Origin of the sequence: Paenibacillus riograndensis SBR5 (genome assembly GCF_000981585.1) — a bacterium.
GTDB classification, from domain to species: Bacteria; Bacillota; Bacilli; order Paenibacillales; family Paenibacillaceae; genus Paenibacillus_AQ; species Paenibacillus_AQ riograndensis.
The window spans coordinates 4,200,289-4,218,214 of sequence record NZ_LN831776.1 but is presented as its reverse complement, the minus strand read 5'-3'; the positions used below and the strand labels follow the sequence as shown (position 1 = coordinate 4,218,214).

General features: G+C 44.4%; 16 protein-coding genes and 1 pseudogene. 11 read left to right on the top strand and 6 right to left on the bottom strand.

The genetic code is table 11. The annotated features are described in order from the left end of the window. Window positions 1–29: 29 nt before the first annotated feature. Together PRIO_RS17710 and PRIO_RS17705 are read right to left on the bottom strand one after the other, a co-directional pair. Window positions 30–1,328: an ATP-binding protein gene (locus PRIO_RS17710; protein WP_046503878.1), complete on the bottom strand. Its 1,299-nt coding sequence runs from the start codon at window positions 1,326–1,328 to the stop codon at window positions 30–32. Next, the gene (locus PRIO_RS17705) at window positions 1,318–2,070 is read right to left on the bottom strand and encodes a LytR/AlgR family response regulator transcription factor (protein WP_046503875.1); all 753 of its coding nucleotides are present in this window, start codon (window positions 2,068–2,070) and stop codon (window positions 1,318–1,320) included. Before PRIO_RS17705 ends, PRIO_RS17710 begins: the two co-directional genes overlap by 11 nt. Before the next feature lie 233 nt (window positions 2,071–2,303). Between PRIO_RS17705 and PRIO_RS17700 the strand changes: the two genes are divergently transcribed. After that, window positions 2,304–3,380, top strand: a complete 1,077-nt coding sequence (locus PRIO_RS17700; protein ID WP_141639235.1) for a hypothetical protein — start codon at window positions 2,304–2,306, stop codon at window positions 3,378–3,380. A gap of 107 nt (window positions 3,381–3,487) precedes the next feature. Here PRIO_RS17700 and PRIO_RS17695 read toward each other — a convergent pair whose 3' ends face one another. Beyond that, window positions 3,488–4,984: a glycoside hydrolase family 43 protein gene (locus tag PRIO_RS17695; RefSeq protein WP_020433934.1), complete on the bottom strand. Its 1,497-nt coding sequence runs from the start codon at window positions 4,982–4,984 to the stop codon at window positions 3,488–3,490. A gap of 166 nt (window positions 4,985–5,150) precedes the next feature. Between PRIO_RS17695 and PRIO_RS17690 the strand changes: the two genes are divergently transcribed. The 3 genes and pseudogenes from PRIO_RS17690 to PRIO_RS36860 form a co-directional block, all read left to right on the top strand. Then, window positions 5,151–6,077, top strand: coding sequence for an ArsR/SmtB family transcription factor (locus PRIO_RS17690; RefSeq protein WP_020433933.1), 927 nt, complete (start codon window positions 5,151–5,153; stop codon window positions 6,075–6,077). 102 nt (window positions 6,078–6,179) lie between these two features. Next, window positions 6,180–6,575, top strand: coding sequence for a YmaF family protein (locus tag PRIO_RS17685; RefSeq protein WP_020433932.1), 396 nt, complete (start codon window positions 6,180–6,182; stop codon window positions 6,573–6,575). Between the two features lie 37 nt (window positions 6,576–6,612). Next, window positions 6,613–6,723 (top strand): annotated as a pseudogene (locus PRIO_RS36860) (alcohol dehydrogenase); the annotation flags it as partial. Window positions 6,724–6,839: 116 nt separating this feature from the next. Here PRIO_RS36860 and PRIO_RS17680 read toward each other — a convergent pair. Next, complete coding sequence (locus PRIO_RS17680; RefSeq protein ID WP_046503871.1) at window positions 6,840–7,802, bottom strand: helix-turn-helix transcriptional regulator; 963 nt, start codon at window positions 7,800–7,802, stop codon at window positions 6,840–6,842. 110 nt (window positions 7,803–7,912) lie between these two features. Between PRIO_RS17680 and PRIO_RS17675 the strand changes: the two genes are divergently transcribed. The 4 genes from PRIO_RS17675 (at window position 7,913) to PRIO_RS17660 (ending at window position 12,785) form a co-directional block, all read left to right on the top strand. Beyond that, the gene (locus tag PRIO_RS17675; protein ID WP_046503868.1) at window positions 7,913–8,392 is read left to right on the top strand and encodes a GyrI-like domain-containing protein; all 480 of its coding nucleotides are present in this window, start codon (window positions 7,913–7,915) and stop codon (window positions 8,390–8,392) included. Between the two features lie 21 nt (window positions 8,393–8,413). After that, the gene (locus tag PRIO_RS17670; protein ID WP_020433929.1) at window positions 8,414–8,878 is read left to right on the top strand and encodes a hypothetical protein; all 465 of its coding nucleotides are present in this window, start codon (window positions 8,414–8,416) and stop codon (window positions 8,876–8,878) included. Window positions 8,879–9,141: 263 nt separating this feature from the next. Next, window positions 9,142–11,757 (top strand): phosphoenolpyruvate synthase, encoded by a 2,616-nt coding sequence (gene ppsA / locus PRIO_RS17665; RefSeq protein ID WP_046503866.1) that lies wholly within the window; start codon window positions 9,142–9,144, stop codon window positions 11,755–11,757. Between the two features lie 173 nt (window positions 11,758–11,930). Then, window positions 11,931–12,785 carry a hypothetical protein gene (locus PRIO_RS17660; RefSeq protein WP_052741482.1) on the top strand — a complete coding sequence of 285 codons (855 nt, stop codon included), beginning with the start codon at window positions 11,931–11,933 and terminating at the stop codon, window positions 12,783–12,785. Between the two features lie 193 nt (window positions 12,786–12,978). Here the strand turns inward: PRIO_RS17660 and PRIO_RS17655 are convergent, their stop codons facing one another. Beyond that, window positions 12,979–13,740 carry an ANT(4')-I family aminoglycoside nucleotidyltransferase gene (locus PRIO_RS17655; protein ID WP_082118124.1) on the bottom strand — a complete coding sequence of 254 codons (762 nt, stop codon included), beginning with the start codon at window positions 13,738–13,740 and terminating at the stop codon, window positions 12,979–12,981. A 279-nt stretch (window positions 13,741–14,019) separates the two neighbouring features. Between PRIO_RS17655 and PRIO_RS17650 the strand changes: the two genes are divergently transcribed. Further along, window positions 14,020–14,829 (top strand): AAA family ATPase, encoded by an 810-nt coding sequence (locus tag PRIO_RS17650; protein WP_046503857.1) that lies wholly within the window; start codon window positions 14,020–14,022, stop codon window positions 14,827–14,829. A gap of 48 nt (window positions 14,830–14,877) precedes the next feature. Beyond that, the gene (locus PRIO_RS17645; protein ID WP_046503854.1) at window positions 14,878–15,663 is read left to right on the top strand and encodes an alpha/beta fold hydrolase; all 786 of its coding nucleotides are present in this window, start codon (window positions 14,878–14,880) and stop codon (window positions 15,661–15,663) included. Between the two features lie 125 nt (window positions 15,664–15,788). Here the strand turns inward: PRIO_RS17645 and PRIO_RS17640 are convergent, their stop codons facing one another. Further along, window positions 15,789–16,382, bottom strand: coding sequence for a TetR/AcrR family transcriptional regulator (locus tag PRIO_RS17640; protein ID WP_046503852.1), 594 nt, complete (start codon window positions 16,380–16,382; stop codon window positions 15,789–15,791). Window positions 16,383–16,498: 116 nt separating this feature from the next. Between PRIO_RS17640 and PRIO_RS17635 the strand changes: the two genes are divergently transcribed. Then, window positions 16,499–17,917: an MDR family MFS transporter gene (locus PRIO_RS17635; protein WP_063850480.1), complete on the top strand. Its 1,419-nt coding sequence runs from the start codon at window positions 16,499–16,501 to the stop codon at window positions 17,915–17,917. Window positions 17,918–17,926 lie beyond the last annotated feature (9 nt).

Below are 17,926 nucleotides of genomic sequence, written 5' to 3'. Positions count from 1 at the left end.
CAAAAAACAATCCCTAAACAACAGCTTGTCTAGGGATTGCTCGTCCAAAAGGGCAGCATGACCATATTGTGAAAGGTTTTTTGCTTGGTTTCAATAGTCATATGTCCGCCGTATTTGTCGCATATTCTGGCGATGTTTGTCAGTCCGATGCCGTGATTCTCCGGGTTTGGTTTTTGGCTGCGCAAATAGGCGACATCCTGTTCCATATAATTAACAATGTGGATGAACAGGGCGGTGTCATTGGAAAAGATAGTGATTACCACGTACCGGTCCTCTGCGATTTTCACCTGTTTGGAGGCTTCTATCGCATTATCCAGCATATTTCCGAGTACGACACATAGGTCATAGCGGTCTATAGAGAGCTCAGGAGAATACAGGTTCAGCTTCGTATCTATCCGTATGCCATTCGCTTGTCCGATGTTAAGCGTGTTTGTCACGAGGGCATCGATCACCAAATGGCCTGTATTCACCCTCTGATAGGCGCCTTCGACTTTATTTAACGTCGTTCGGATATGCTCCAGTGCTGCCGCCGGCTCATTTCGTTTAATGCATTCCTCGATATAAAGTAACTGCTGGTTCGTGTCGTGGATGATCCTTTTGATCGATTTAAAGCTGTGTACAGTTTTTTCGTAATTTGCGTCCTGATAGTCCATCTGCTGCTCCAGCCGGGCATTCTCATGCTTGAACTGGAATTTATCTACAATCGTATCAAAAATATAGATGATCATCACGTTTATAAACAGAAAGCCGATAGCGGAAATAAAATAATGGATGTTCATCTCATTGTAATTTGTGAGTACATTAAGCTGGTAGATACTGATGATAGGAATGAGTATAAGCAATATATAGTAACGGTAGTGCAGGGAGAAGCTCCTGCGTTTGGCAATCAGCCGTATAATCTGAATAACGGCAAACATCATCGTAAAGCTGAGCAGAGTTGCCTTGAATAAGAGGAACTGGTTCTGCTCATCTACTGTATCAAGCCTGTTAAGGTCAACCGAATCCAATACATAAAAAAAATAGATCGAAATCATATTAACGATAGACATTAACACGCCATAAAGCACGGTAAAAATAATCTTTGTCTTGATTTCCACGTTATAGGCTTCCGCCAAACAGAAAATGACCACTAAAGCCAGGATCGAAGAGATCTGAAAGGGAACCGGAACAGAGAAGTACACGAAATCAAGCACTCCGAAAACCAGAAAGTACATCCACCGTTTCTGTTTTTGGGCAGACTTGCCGAACACCGAGTTAAAGAAATATAGGATCTGAAGGCCCATGACCACCTCAACACAAAGCACAACCAACCAATTGTCAGCGATCATATCCATGGACCTTCATAATCATAAATTTGGTGTAGTAGTCTTTTACCTCTTTCAATTTAGAGCGGCCAATCGGGAATTCCATCCCACCCGTCATAAGCACTACTCCGCTGGAGAACTTTCGCACATGAAGCAGATTAATGATCACCGAACGGTGGATTTGCAGGAAATGATTGTCTTTGAGTGCCAGCGCATACTCGGCAAGAATGCCTTTGCTTTCATAGAGTTGATTAAGGGTAATAAAATTCAGTTTGTTTTTAATGGTTAAGCTTTTGGCAGCCTCGATGGCAATGATATCATCATACTTCAGCACAACCTCTTCATAGGCCGACTTGATGATCATAAACTTTTTCTCAAGGGCCTGGAAGTATTGGCATAACTTAATGACCTTTTCCTCAAAGATCTGGGGAGCAATGGGCTTGATTAAATACTGGAAAGTCATCACATCAAAGCTTTCCACCATATATTCCGGGTAATTTGTCAGAAAAATAATTTGCTCATCCAGATGTTTTAACCCTCTTATCCGCTGGGCAGTCTGGATCCCGTTGATCCCTGCCATTTCAACATCCAATATTAAAATGTGAAAGGGAGGTTCATTATGCTCATAATGAGCTGCAAGCTGCTCCCCCGAATTGAATTCCTCCATTTCAAAATTGATATTTGCCTTGATAGACAAAGCTATCAGCATACCTTTAACTAACTCCCGCTGTTTGTCCTCATCATCGCAAATGGCCACCCGATACATAGGGGTTACACCTCTCATTTCTAACGCCGTCATTCTGGAACCCTTAATAACTATCATACAAGCTTTTCGGCGGGAATAAATCGCTTTTGGCTGAAATGCACATTTAAATCCCTTAACTGCATTAAGGATATAGGAGGAAATTATTGGTCAGCCGTCGAAATTTCTTTCTAATGAACTGTTCCGGCATTCGGCGGGACGTTCTACATATAATGGGGGAAGGAATTAGAACATCCATGAAAAAAATTGTAATGCCGCTTATCGCTGTGCTGCTTTTGATCGGACTGTGTTATACTGCGGACACCGGGCATGCAGCGGCTGCCAATGCACCGTCGTATAAGGAAATTTCAACGTTTGCCGACGGCAAGCTTATCATCTCGCCTTCCAAATCAGTACTCGTTAACGGTTCTGCTTACGTGCCGGTGAAGTTTTTGAATCAGATTCCGGGCTTTACCATCGCCTCTTCAGCTTCGGGAATAACCCTTACGGGATCCAAGGGGAGCGGCAAGCTGAACAAAGACAACTCCGTGCTGTACAACAACTCTAACTATGTCGCCTTCAAAACGCTGCTTAAGCTTGGAGCCATAGATGGCAAATATGCCTCAAGCGCGGACTCGCTCTTTATCTGGAGCACAGAGGAAGGGAAAACCAAGAGCAACAGCATGCTGTTTGCGATCAGTAAGCTGCCCGGAACCATGGGCCTGGCCGTTGGCAAAAAGGTCTACATGTACGGACATCCGGGAAGCCATTGGGTGACGGACGTCCAGTATTCAGATAATGCCAGCCTGTCCTTAATCATGCAGAACGAAGCAGGAATAATATGGACACTGGATTTGGACAGCTACGAAAACCATACCCTGTATTCTCCGGAAATACTTCAAGGTCTGAGGGATATCTATAACGGTCTTCCTGTATGGGCCAGTAACCCGGAAATTCCGGACAGCCCTTTTAAGAATATGGAGAAGGTTACGGTCAAAGACTTCCGGTCCAATCCCAACAACGGAAATTTAGAGGTCATTATTCGCCGGGCGAACGGCCAGGACGTCAATATGACCATAGCTCCCGGCGCCAGACCCGGTGAATACGTTAATAGAATTTTTTATTTCAAAAACCCGCGTGTTGCCTTTGCCATCAATGATAAAATCTGGGCGGCTATCCGTGAAGAGCGGGTTATTGTCGGCATGAGGCCGGAGGAGGTCCTTCTTTCCTGGGGAGAGCCGGACAGCATTAACGACGATTTGGATTATGTCGTTTACGGTAAGGTGTATTTGTACTTCAATAACAACAAAGTCCAATATATTTATAAGTTTTAGCATCTCCCCATGCGGCGTGAAGAACGCTTAATTACGGAATGAGAAAGACTGCCGCAATGGTCCGGCAGTCTTTTTGATGAAATATTTAGTGTAGATGATTATACGTATTAATAGTATTCACAGCTGAAATCTGTAAACTCCGCATGGGAATCGGGACTTTCACCAGTGGCATACATCCCGATCAGTACACCGGTGAACCCTCCTGCTACTTCTGAGGAGAGATATTTCGTGTGCGCTGCTCCAAGTAAAATCTCGGAATCATCGATTTGAGCATAGAAGCGATAGTGAGTAGGAGCAGATTTGATAACCAGGGTTGCAGAGTTGCAGTGGCCCAGCTCTACAGCTTTTTCAATTGATTTAATATCGCCGACATTCAGCCGTTCAATAATCTCGTATCCGTGATCATGGTTACGCAAGGCCAGATCATAATGGTGATTTTCGTCCATATAGAGAGTGATACCGGCTTCGCCGTTAGTAAGGCTGATACGGCATGAAATCACTCCATTGAAGTCTTTTTGGCGAATCCCGACAAAGGTCGGGGAGAATGGAGCATCGAGCGTCACTCCAGTTCCTTTGAGCCGGACTTTATCAGGTTCTAGCAGATAATTTCCTGGGACCGGATGACGCAGATAACACCAGTCCAGATTCCAGTCAGTGTTCTCAAACGTGAAGACTTTTTTCTCTTGTTGAATGATGGTGTCTGCGATACGTTCTGTCTCGAAGCTCATAAGAGTGGTGCCATGATGACCTGCCGTAAACCAGCCGTCATCACCAAAAGTAACTGGGGTCAGAAATACCTCGCGTCCCAAGTGATGATACGTAAGGTACTGTCCGGTCTGCCGGAATCCGAGATGAATAAGCCACCAATTCTTATCTGAGTCTTGAACCAGATCCCCGTGTCCAACCCCTTGCAGTTCATAACCGCCTAAATTACGATTGGTCAGTACGGGATTATTCGAATAGGCTTCAAACGGGCCGGAAGGAGAATCCCCCCGTGCATATGTGATCATATGTCCATATTCGGTTCCTCCCTCAGCTGCCAAGAGGTAATATCGTCCGTGAATTTTGTACAAATGAGGGCTTTCCAGATATCTTCCGCCCGATCCCTGCCATACTGAGCGGCTTGGTGTCAGCTTGCGTCCGGTTTCAATTTCGATTTCGCACTGGATAATACCTCCAACTCCATAATCATCTGTCCCATTGCTCATGAAGTATGTTTTGCTATCTTCAAAATATAAATCCGGATCGATTCCCCCTTGATCCACATGAATGGGTTCAGACCATTCACCGTAAATATCATCAGTCCAGACATAGAAATTCTGGCGTGTAGTATCATTGGTAGTTGTCATGTAGAATCGGCCGTTGTTGTAACGCAGGGTGGGAGCAAAGACACCGCCGGAACTGTCCACAGTGTCTAGCTGAACCTGGCTTGTCCGGGTTAGGCAATGACCGATTTGTACCCAATTGATCAGGTCTTTGCTTTCAAAAATCGGAACACCAGGGAAATACTGAAAGGAACTGCAGACCAAATAATAGGTGTTGGCCACTTGGCAAACGCTTGGGTCGGGGTAGAACCCTTTAATGACCGGGTTATTATATTTCAATTGTCCACCTCTTTTTTTTAAATTAATATAGATAAGAATCCAATAGGCTGGGGATTAAGAAAATTAAACACTATTAGCCCGCAAAATTCAATGGAACCGGACTTGAGTTTCGTGTTAAATTAACATATATGTGATTTCAATTTATGACGGTCAGGAGATTATGTTAATGATAAAAGCGAATGGGGACCCGAAGTTCCTGCTATTGTATGAAGCGCTGGCCAGCGAAGTCAGGTGGAGAATTATGGGATTCATCGCTGACCGTGAAATTAATGTGAAGGATATTGCGGCAAAGCTTGACCTTAGTCCGTCCATCGTCACCATGCACATCCGAAAACTCGAACAAGCCGGATTAATCGGCTGCCGCAGAGTGCGTATAAATGGAGGGACACATAAGCTGTGTTTTCTCAAACAAAAAAACATCGAGATCGAGCTGCCATCCGCCAACCATTCCACGAGGATAAAGGAGCAAACGATTTCAGTCGGCCATTATACCGCTTTTGAAGTTCATCCTACTTGCGGGCTGGGAACTCTGGAAAAAGAAATCGGAATTTGGGACGACCCCCGTTACTTTCTCGATCCCGAGCGTGTTCACGCTGCTATTTTGTGGTTCGGAAGGGGCTACGTTGAGTATAAAACACCTAACTACCTGCTTCCGGATCAAACTCCGGAGGCCATTGAAATTTCGATGGAGCTGGCTTCGGAAGCGCCCGGATTAAGAGATCATTGGCCATCGGATATCCAATTCACATTTAACGGTGTCCGGCTTGGAACTTGGACAAGCCCGGCAGACTTCGGAAGAGCGGCGCGCGGCAAATATACACCGGAATGGTGGCATCGGAATGTGAATCAATACGGATTGTTGAAGACGATACGCATTGACGCACAAGGAACATTTATGGATGGAGAGCGCATGTCGGATGTGAAGGTTGAGGATATCAAGCTAAAGGAGCAATTCTGGACACTTCGTTTTACGGTGGACGAAAATTCCGTTAACATTGGAGGATTGACGCTATATGGGGCTGGATTCGGCAATCATGACCAGGATATCGTGATCCGCATGTATCTGGGCGATAGCACGCACACACAGGAGTAGCCTGATTTCACAATTTAGTGATATTTTCGTACGAGACACATTTGAACATTTACACCACCTCTTTCATAGCATGTAGCAGTTGATAAGGAGAGGTGGTTACTAATGGAAATACCAATAACCGGCTTTGTTATGCATTCCGGTGATTCCGATTCCGAACATTCGCACAAGCTTTTTATTAATTCGTGGGACGGAAGACCCGTAAATCTTCATGTTCATCCGTTTAAAGGAAATACTACGGTTGATGATGGGCATTATCACCATTACGCCGGAGTAACAGAGCCGGCTCCAAGCGGTGTTCCGCATGTTCATAATTATTATGCAGAAACATCATTTAACGATCATCATACGCACTTAATTAGGGGAACTACTGGACCAGCAATTCCCTTGCCGGGTGGGCATTACCACCGCTTTGAAGGGTATACAACAATAAACGGCAGAACTCCCCACGCCCACAGGTACAGCGGAAATACTGGGGATGAGAAAGAATACCGGCAGTAATCAAATCAGCCACAGGTGAGGATTCAGCTCTTCCGAAGACATTGAGATTATTCATGCTAATCAGATTGATGAAGCTTGGGAGCGGGTACTAGCTTCAGATGTCCGGTATCGGTTTGTGATCGACATCAGCACGATGGGGAATGAATAAGTTTGAGCATAGCAAAAAATCAAGAAGCACGCCTACATTGGTGTGCTTCTTTTACTTGAAATTTATCTTAAAAGATTTTCTCAGACTTGCGGAATTGGGGTATAACAGGCCCTTAATTAAGGGCAGTATAAGCGTATTCTCTCTTGTAACCCTTCTAAGATTTCTTCCGGCACTTCCCTAACCCTGATATCCCCGCCCAGGAACAGCAGCCAATTTGTGATTTCGGCCACTTCTTTGGGCTTATCAACATTGATACAAGTCCTTAGAATCGCTGTGGTCTGGTAAGGATTCGTATAGGAAATTGAGACATGTATAGGATGGTATTTTTTGAATTGGGCAATCGCCTCTGGACCAAGCTCAAGGATAAGGTTGATGACTTCTTCCTGCTTGCTTAGCTTTTCTTGAATCTTTTTTTTGCTTAATCTTTTTTTCGACGGGTAGGGGATGACATTGGTGAGATCGTCGACAGGATAGATCTGTTTCTTTTCTTCCTGTAAGTCAAAGCCTTCAATCAGCCAGAGGCTTTTTTCACGATAAAGGTGCAAGAGATAAATGGGAATAGACTTGATCTCCTTCTTTTCTTCGATGGTGATCAATAAATAGCTATCCATAAGAAGGATTTGGATCAGCTGTTCTAACATAGGATGGGGGAGGTCTGAAAGATCAAGCAGGTCGGGATTGTTCGGATTGGTCCCTTCAAAAAGCAGGATTTGATTCAAATGAAAAAGGTCATCTTGCTGGTTTTCGGAGATGAGGCCCAGTAATTTTTCCGCTAAAGACTGGCGGCTTTTCAAATAGGGGAGCTGCTGATTTCTTGTCGCCATAAACGCAATAAAAAGGGCTTTGACCTCATTGCCGGTAAAGCGGACTTCGGGAAGAACAGAGTTGCGCATGACAAAATATCCGCCATCCCTTCCAACTTCAGCGTCAAGCGGCATCCCCAAGGCCTCAATTTCCCGGATATCCCTAATAGCTGTAGAACGGGAGATGTTGAACTCCTGCATAATTTCCGAAATGGTAAAATGGGCACGATTGTTGATATACCGCATAATGACGTTAATCCGTTCAACTTTTTTCATCGGCACTCCTAAACAGTATCATTTTTTGACATGATTTAAGGTTATTATATAATCATCAAGTGATGAAGACAAATCATTTGATGAATCCAAGAAAAGAGGAGTTTTGGAAAATGGCAGAGTATACCTTGGAGCAAAAAGACAGCTTTACCGTTATTGGTTTAGGAACTGAGCTTAAGAGTGATTATACAGACTTCGTTGGCATCAACAAGGAAAAAACAGATTTTTGGCAGAACGTAAGCCAAGATGGAAGGCTTGAGCATTTAAAATCCATATCCACCAATGACTACGTATTTGCTGTGAGCGAAGCGGTGAACGGCAAAATGATGTATTATGCCGGCGTCATGACCGAGGCAGCGGCACCGGAAGAGGCCAGAGTAATTCATTTTCCAAAGGGAGAATACCTGGTTGTTAAAGGGGAAGCGCAGACAGCCGATGAATTAAATAATAGGCTTGCAGGCGTTGCTTTTGGCCAAGCCTTGGGGGAAGCAAAGAATGTTGCCTATGTCGGGGGCCCTAACACAACGGTTGAGATGGGACATCGCAACGGCATGGTTTATGGGGAAATGTGGATTCCAGTTGTAAGGAAATAAGGAGAGAAGAGGAGCGAGGGAATGTCCTATATCGTTGATTTTAAAAATGTGTCTACAGTTGGTTTGGAGTCTTCACCCGTAGCAGAAGCACTTGCCGGTTTGCGTGCCAATGAAGCCCGCTACTTTATGAACAAATACAAACATGAATTTACGGTGGTGCCTGCCAGCGAAAGCCAGGAGACCCTTGCTTATGTGAACCGGATTTTAAAAGAAGAACGTGACATTGAGTTTTCGGCCAAGCCTTTAGAAACCTCGCGTTTTCAAGTGGAAAATATCCAATTTACCTACGTCTTTTACGAAGATGGCCTTTCGATAAACGTCATGTATACGGTGGATGACCCTAAGAAGCGTGCTGTTGGTTTGAAGCTTTCTGAGGGGATGGAGGTCCCTAAGGAGTTAGAAACAAAGTTTAAGTTTGCCAGACAGAAGTCCAAGCTGGCTGGAACGATCCGGGGCTCGTTTTTTGTAATCAAAGGAGAATATTAAAATAAGCAAAGGCGCAAGCGGAGTGGGTTAGGGATGGAGGCTACAGTTCCATCCCTAATTTTTTGATAAATCAAAAAAAGAACCTGAGTAAAAAACTCAGGTTCTTCTGTATTGCATATATCCAGGCACGGTGATATAATCTATCTGCCACTTTTACGCTTTGTTAAGACGGAAATATCTTATCTTACATTTTAAGTGTAACATGCCGGCGAAATCCTTGTCAACAGTTTTTTTCTCAATTTAATGGTTAGGGGAGATTATGAATGAATGCTTTGGTTCTCGGTTTTCAGGAAGTGGAACATTCGCAGCTATTGCTTGTTGGCGGAAAAGGGCTGAATTTGGGGAAGTTATCAAATATTGAAGGAGTACAAGTACCCGAAGGATTTTGTGTTACGACAGCGGGATATCAACAAGCCATCGGGAACAACGAAACGTACCATGCTTTGTTGAACCGGCTAACCATGTTAAACGTAGAAGATTGGGATCAAATTCGTGAAATCAGCGGAAAGATTCGCCAGCTCATTATGGAAGCCGAAATTCCTCCCGGGGTTGTCACAGCAGTCACTCACTATCTCTCCCGGCTTGGTGATGAACTTGGTTTTGCAGTGCGTTCTAGTGCGACTGCTGAAGATTTACCGCATGCCTCTTTTGCAGGCCAACAAGACACCTATTTGAACATCATCGGCGCCGAGGCAATCCTGCAGCATATCAGCAAATGTTGGGCTTCCCTGTTTACAGACCGCGCGGTAATCTACCGTATGCAAAATGGAATTGACCACAGACAAGTATATTTATCCGTTATCGTCCAAAAAATGGTTTTCCCTCAGGCCTCAGGGATTGTATTTACCGCTGATCCGATGACTTCGAACCGGAAGCTGCTGTCGATCGATGCCAGTTTTGGGCTTGGAGAAGCACTGGTTTCCGGCCTGGTAACTGCCGATTATTATAAGGTACGGGAAGAGGAAATCGTCGAGAAGAGGATTGCAACCAAAAAACTGGCTATCTATGGACGACAAGAAGGCGGAACAGAGACCCGGCAGCTCGATTCCGGCCAGCAAACGGCTCAAACCCTTAGCGATGGGCAAATTTTACAGCTGGCACGTATTGGAAGACAACTTGAAGCTCATTTTGGCTGCCCGCAAGACATCGAATGGTGTTTAGCTGATGGTACTTTTTATATTGTCCAGAGCCGGCCGATCACTACCTTATATCCGATCCCCGAAGCGAATGATCAGGACAAACACATCTATCTATCTGTTGGCCATCAACAAATGATGACAGATCCCATAAAGCCTTTGGGATTGTCTTTTCACCTTTTATTGACTCCAGCGCCGATGCGTAAAGCCGGCGGGAGGTTGTTTGTTGATATTACACATAGTCTGGCTTCACCTGACAGCAGAGAAAATTTATTAAAAGCCATGGAACAACACGATCCGCTCACAAAAGATGCAATTATGACCATAATCGAGCGGGAGGATTTTGTACAATCGTTACCAGATGATAAAAAAGAACAGAGTCCTGGTAAAAACAATAAAGGTGCGTCGTCTGCAGGAAATCAAGCACAATTCGAAAACGATCCGGCCATCGTTTCAGAGCTGATCAAGCGTAGTCAAACTTCGATAGAAGAGCTGCAGCACAACATCCGGACAAAATCAGGATCGGATTTGTTTGATTTTATCCTGGAGGATATCCCGCAATTAAAGAAGATCGTATTTGACCCGCGAAGTACGGTAGTGTTTATGACTGCTATGGATGCTTCAGCATGGATCAATGAAAACATGAAGAAATGGTTAGGGGAAATCAACGCAGCCGATACGCTTTCTCAATCGGTACCAAACAATATTACTTCGGAAATGGGCTTGGCACTATTGGATGTCGCAGATGTGATTCGTCCTTATCCGCAAGTCATTGATTATTTAACACATGTAAAAGAGGATCATTTTTTGGATGAACTGCTTAAGTTGGAGGGAGGACCGGAGACCCGGAACGCTATCCAAGCTTATCTCGATAAATACGGAATGCGCTGCGCTGGGGAGATCGATATTACCAGGACGCGTTGGAGCGAGAAACCAATTACCCTTGTCCCGTTGATTCTCAGCAATATCAAAAACTTGGCGCCTGGGGCCAGTAAGCAGAAATTTGAGCAGGGCAGACTGGAAGCTTTGAATAAAGAACAAGAGATATTGGACCGATTAAAGCAATTACCGGATGGCGAACAAAAAGCCAAAGAAACCAAGCGAATGATCGACCTCGTCCGGAATTTCATCGGTTATCGTGAATATCCCAAATACGGCATCGTCAGCCGCTACTTTGTTTATAAGCAGGCTATAATGAAAGAAGCCGAGCAACTCGTACAAGCAGGCGTTATTTATGAAAAAGAAGATATCTACTATCTCACTTTTGATGAACTTCACGAAGCCGTACGCACACACAAACTGGATTACCAGATCATCAGCAAACGAAAAGAAGAGTATAAAGTATATGACAAACTAACCCCGCCTCGCGTGATCACATCTGATGGTGAAATCATAGCTGGTAAGTATAAACGGGAAAACCTGCCGTCCGAAGCTATTGCAGGTCTGCCTGTTTCTTCCGGAATTATAGAGGGACGGGCGCGTGTCATCTTAAATATGGAAGATGCTGATCTGGAAGACGGGGATATATTGGTCACCTCTTTTACTGACCCAAGCTGGACGCCATTATTTGTATCCGTAAAAGGCCTGGTTACCGAGGTCGGTGGACTGATGACCCATGGAGCCGTTATCGCACGTGAATATGGCTTGCCGGCAGTTGTCGGAGTGGTAAACGCTACCGGACTGATCAAAGACGGGCAACGAATTCGCGTGAATGGAACAGAAGGGTACATTGAAATATTGTAAGGTCTGAATACGTCAAGTAAGTGATTGATATCTCTAGCCGGTACACTGAATATCAGCGTTCCGGTTAGGATTCATTATTCTACTTAATGTAACATATTACATAATATTGTAATTGACCATTGTATGGTTAAGGTATATTCTGGATATATATGTCATTTAAAGGAGGACTTGAGGTGAGGAAATTAGATTTGGGCTGTATTGATGATATTGATGCTTTATCAAAAATGCTGAAACTAGCGTTTTCCAATGAAGATTGGACCAATATGATTAGACTAGCGGACAGGCTTTATGAAGAGTCTGCTATCCTGTACCATTACCAGCTGCAACAACCAACTAAAAAGAACTCCCATAGCAGACCTTTGATATATTACATTGGATACTCACAACTCTGTAAGGGGGTTGCTTATCAAAAATTGAAAAAATTTAATTCATCAAGAGACTGCATTGAAAAGTACACGGATCTTTCTTGGATGAAAGGGGTTGAGGAAAATGAGAAGTATATCATAGAAGACTTCAGGATCTTTGCTTCAGGCAATACATTTACAGTGGATTTGATGGAAGGCAGGCATTCGGTTCTTGGCGATTACGTTCAGTATTTAAAGCAGTATCGAAGAGAGCTTGTTCCTGGGATGATCACTATACTTGAATATGCAATCAAAAATGATCTGTCTATTGATTGGGTATTAGCCGATCTTTCTAAGGAACTAGGGGAAATCGAACGCAATCCGGACAATAGTACGACAGCTAGATACTATACAGAATACTTGTATCTATTATCACTTTATAAGTATAAACAAGGTGATTATCATGATGCAGCAGAGAAAAATTTGGTAGCTTTGACAACAAGTGTTAAACTTGAAGATAATACAGCGTTCAAAAAACTGACAGCGCTCTTCGAGGCATTTAGGGAGTTCGCAAGCAATCAACAAGAACAGGTTTATAAATTGCAGTTAAAATCCATTTTAGAAAGGGTGTTAATGAATGAAAAAGACATTTCTTTCAGTACTATTCACAGTGGTTCTAATTAGTAGTTTTACAGCAACAGCCTTTGCAGCGGATCAGCAGACCAAGGGATCAACGGCAACCCATGTTAACATAGCAGTGGTTCCGCTGAATCACGGTGTCGATTACTAATTCATTGTTGTTGAAATACAAAAAAAGCCTTGCATCTCTGCAAGGCTTTTTTTGTTACTTCGATGCAGCATTCCAGTATATTACGAATCAGAAGGGTACAGAGTTAGAATAATTAATCATATAACCATGCTTTTTCGACCAGTCCATTAGACCATTCCAAAAGTGTTCACATGCATCAAGTATCCTTTGAGAGTCATAGAGGCGGCCCGACATCACAAGTTGACAAAGTTCATCAAACCCACTCGGCTGATCCGAGAATAGTAAAGCTTCAGGCAATACTTGAGCTGCTGTCGTATAATATCGTTTATGGTGCAAACCTAAAATCATCGCACCCCCGGTTGCTATTTTTATAGCCAAAGCAGGTAAAAATGTTTCGGGTCCTTGGATTTTTATATTTCTCAATTTACCAATGTATTCGTACATTTCCTCAACTAATGTTTTACAAACCGCTTCTTTAAAAATGGGGTTATCCACGGAACCTGCCTTTTGTCTTAGTTCTTCAAAGAAACCCTTCGGATCATGAATGGGGAGTATAGTGAAGAATTGTCCATGAGTAAGGGGCCAATCTTCTTCTACTGTCGTGGCTTCTTCCACAATATTTTCCTTATTATCAAGATTTATTTCTGCTTTCCAGTCACCTGATGTCCATTCATAACTAAAACCGTCTTCTAGAGAATTTAATACACATTTAATTTCAATATCTGAAAAGGGACCATCTGTTTTTCTGGCTAAAGAACCATAGATACCTATAGCTTCAACATCTGCACCGTATTTCTCCAACAATTGATTTGCTAGTACATTGGCGATATTTATTTTTTCTTCTCTAGTAACTTCTCTTGGACCATACATATACATTTCTCCTTTTTAATTAAAAAATCGAATGAGATTATATATAAATGGCCAAGGTGGACCACGGGCTTAACGGGGGACTTTTTCTGCCGTCATTTAATCACACCTCTCATTATAGGTAATTTTATCTCAAAAAGGGAAATCGGTGCAACTTTCCACCCAGTCTGCCATTTTCACAAAAGGGTGCTACTCATTTTCCAACAAATGTCATGTTTCCATTTATGCGCATCTGGATTTAAAATAGAGTTGAACTACAAGACAGGCAGAGGGAGTGCGGCAATGATTTATTTGAGAAGCTTTAAGCTCTCTGATTATACGGACCGAAATCCAAATATATACCCTGATTATGTATTTAAGCACGTGGCTGGAGAGGTGTTATTGTTTGATCGGATTACTGTGTTGTATGGCAATAACGGCAGCGGAAAATCCACTTTACTCAATGTAATCTCTAACAAGCTGGAAATCCCGGGGGCTGAAAAGATGACAAGCTATGGGCATAGTATTTATGCTCAGCGATTTCTTGATCTAAGCAGCTATCAGCTCGGGCATGATGAGCAGGAGCATGAAATCAGGCAGCTTCCAAAGGGAAGCCGATATATGAAATCAGAGGATATTTTATATGAAATCAAGAAGATACAGCAATCTTCCGTATTGCGTGAGGGAATCATGTATGAGCAGATTAACAAAGGAATGAGCAAGGCTCAGGCGGAACAATATGAGGCTACGTATGCGTTTAAGAAGAAGCTGGATGACATTCAATTCTCACAGGAAAAATACTCTAATGGAGAAACGTCCATGCAGTTTTTTGAGGAATACCTGCAACCCGGCCAATTGTATTTATTGGACGAGCCGGAAACGTCACTTTCTCCCGCAAATCAAATACGGATGGCAGAACAAATCAATGAGCTGGCACGATATTTTGATAGTCAATTTATTATTGCCACGCATTCTCCCTTTGTTTTAGGCACGTTGCATGCAAAAATATATAATCTGGATGCCAGGCCTCTTCAGACAGCAGAATGGTTTGAGCTAGACAATGTACAATTTTTTTATCAATTTTTCAATAAGCATAAGCAGTTGTTTGAATAAGGGTTGGACTAACACAGGGTAGAATTACCAATTGAGGAGGAAGACAAAATGGACCTCTTTTACGAAATCGAAGGGGATGGATCCCCAATAGTAATGATTCACTCGGGAGGCGTCGATTCAAGGGTGTGGAGGTATATGGTGCCGGAACTAGCGCGATCCTTCAAGGTTATTACCTTTGATGGCCGGGGAACCGGCCGCTCGCCTGCAATGCTGGAGCCGACTTCACTTGTGGAGGATTTGCGCAAACTTCTCGAACATCTCGGGCTTGAGCGTGTTACACTTGTAGGCCATTCCATGGGTGGGCAGGTCGCGACTGATTTTACGTTGTCATATCCTTCCATGGTTGAGCAACTTGTGGTGCTTGCCCCTTCATTGACGGGATATGTATATTCGCAGGAGTTTACCAATTATATGACATCGGTGAATGCGGCCGCTCCCGATATTTCAAAGCTTGTGGAGTTGTCCTTAGCCGGACCGGTCTATCAGGCTACGATGGCCAGCCCCCATCGGAGTTTTCTGCGTGAAATGCATGTTCACTATATGAATAGGGTGTTTACGGAGTGGAGAAGCTTTGAGGTTCTGTGGCCAGAGCCGCCTTCCATTGAACGTTTAGAGACAATTGCCGCAAGTACATTATTTATTCAAGGAACGATCGAATGGCCGGATATGTATAATATCGCCGAGCACTTCAAGCGTGTACCTGCGATTAGATTTGCCGAAATCAAAGGGGCCGATCATATGCTTGTCCTTACTCATGCGGAGCAACTGGCGAATTGCATCCAGCAATTTGTACTGGGAGAGCAAGATAAGACTGCTGATCCAAAAAGTGAATGAACGTATTCGTCAAACCGCCAATCCATTCAAATAAGATAGTCCCCTTAAAAGTCGCTATGTTAGCGGCTTTTTTTGTTTTAAGGGCTCAGACTTTCTTTGTTATTGAAGAGGATCAAAATTGGGAATCACCGCTTTAACAAAAGCGGCAAGTATACTTCGTCCACAATCTCAGCTATCGTCTGCTCAGACATGGGCTTATTATAAAGGATTATCTCATTGCGGGCCAAATCTGATGGTAAAGTAAGCATCCGCGGGGTAACGGCTTCGGCCGATATCTCTCCCCGGTCTACGGCCCGCTGCAGCACTATTGTCATTGTCCTGTTATTACGTCCTTCAGGGAATATTAAGGAGGCAAGCGGCATGGCCCCGATTTCCGTTACGAGCCCGTAGAAAGCCTTCATCATCACTTCGATATTGTTCTGATTCATCGATCTAAGCACTCCGCAAACATCATCCCGCAGATTCCCGTAATCGGGTACCTCCTCCAGCGGCAGGGGCACGCGTTCCCGGATTGCCGCAAGTACAATCTCAGCACGGTTGGCCCATCGCCGGTAAAGTACGGCTTTGCTTGTTCCCGACCGTTCCGCCACTCCGTCCATCGTAAGATTAGAATATCCCCGTTCTTTCAATTCTTCCCGCACCGCTTGTAGTATAGCGGCTTCCAGTTCTTTGCCTCTGCGTCTGGTTTTCAATTTATCCTGTTCTTGAGAAGTGGACATATTGTTCTCATACTCCTTAAAAAATTTCGTTGCGTTTCATATAGCGATAGTATATCATAAATGCAAATAAGAAACTCAAAGTTTCTTATTTGTGCAATCAAAGGGAGGTTTTCAACTTGCAGAAGCAAAGCTCTGAAACGTTTGAAGCGGTTGAACAGCAGGCGGCCGCAAAAAAAATGATGTGGATTCTAATGGTCGGGATGCTGGCCCCGCTATTCGACACGACGATAACCAATGTTGCTATTGATACCTTGGTTCGGGAATTTAGTACCTCGGTGTCGACCATTCAATGGGTTATGACCAGTTATCTGCTTGCGCTTGGCATGGTCATTCCCATCAGCGGCTGGGCGGTGGAGCGATTTGGAGGCAAGCCTATGTGGCTATTTTCACTTGGCATGTTCCTGCTTGGTTCTGTTCTATGCAGCCTGGCGTGGAACGTGGAGAGCCTGATTTTTTTCCGTACGATACAGGGGATCGGTGGGGGATTGCTGATGCCGATTATGCAGACCTTGGGAGTACGCGCCTTCAAAGGGGAGAACATGGGTAAAATGATGGCAACGGTCGGTTTGCCGGCGCTGCTTGGACCGATTCTGGGGCCAGTATTGGGAGGCCTTATCATTAATCATCTGAGCTGGAGATGGATTTTCCTGGTGAATATTCCGATCTGCATCGTTGCCATCATTATGGCGTGGAGGGGGCTGCCTAATGAAGAACGCGGAACCCGAACGCTGCGGCTGGACCTGCCGGGACTGATGCTGCTTTCCCCGGCCATCGTTCTCATTATTTACGGTCTTGGAGAAGTAAGCTCCAACCACGGTTTCGGCCATTCCGCCGTTCTTGTTCCTGTTCTAGCGGGTTTAGCGCTTTTGGCTGTGTTTGTCGTGTATGCGTTTCGTAAAGGAAAAGAAGCATTGCTTGATATTAGGCTGTTCCGTGTGCGATCTTTAGCCGTATCGTCGATTCTGCTCTTTTTATCCGGCCTGACCACCTACGGGGCAATGCTTCTGCTGCCGTTATACTTCCAGCAAGTCCGCGGCGAATCTGTGCTTATCTCCGGCCTGCTGCTCGTGCCGCAAGGGATCGGGATGCTGCTGACAAGATCGCTTGCCGGCAAACTGACGGACCAGATCGGTTCGAGGCCCGTCGTTCTTGCCGGAACCTTGCTCACCTTGCTTGGAACATGGCCATTTACACAGCTTGGCGCAGATACGAGCTATTATTATTTGGGCGCAGCTTTGATCGTGCGGGGAGCAGGATTAGGGGCAGTGTTTCTGCCGGTCATGGCTTCCGCCTACATTGGCCTGTCTTCACAACAAATCCCGCATGCCAGCAGCACCACCCGGATTATGCAGCAAATCGGCGGCGCCTTTGGCGCATCGGTTATCGCGATTATTTTGCAGAACGAATATAATTCGGTCATGTCACAAAACCCTGCTGCTATAGCTGTAGCGTTCGATCATGCGTTTATCTGGTCGGTTGCCTTTTCTGCACTGGCGCTAATACCAGCGGCACTTCTGCCGAGAATAAAAAAATAAATTCGAGAA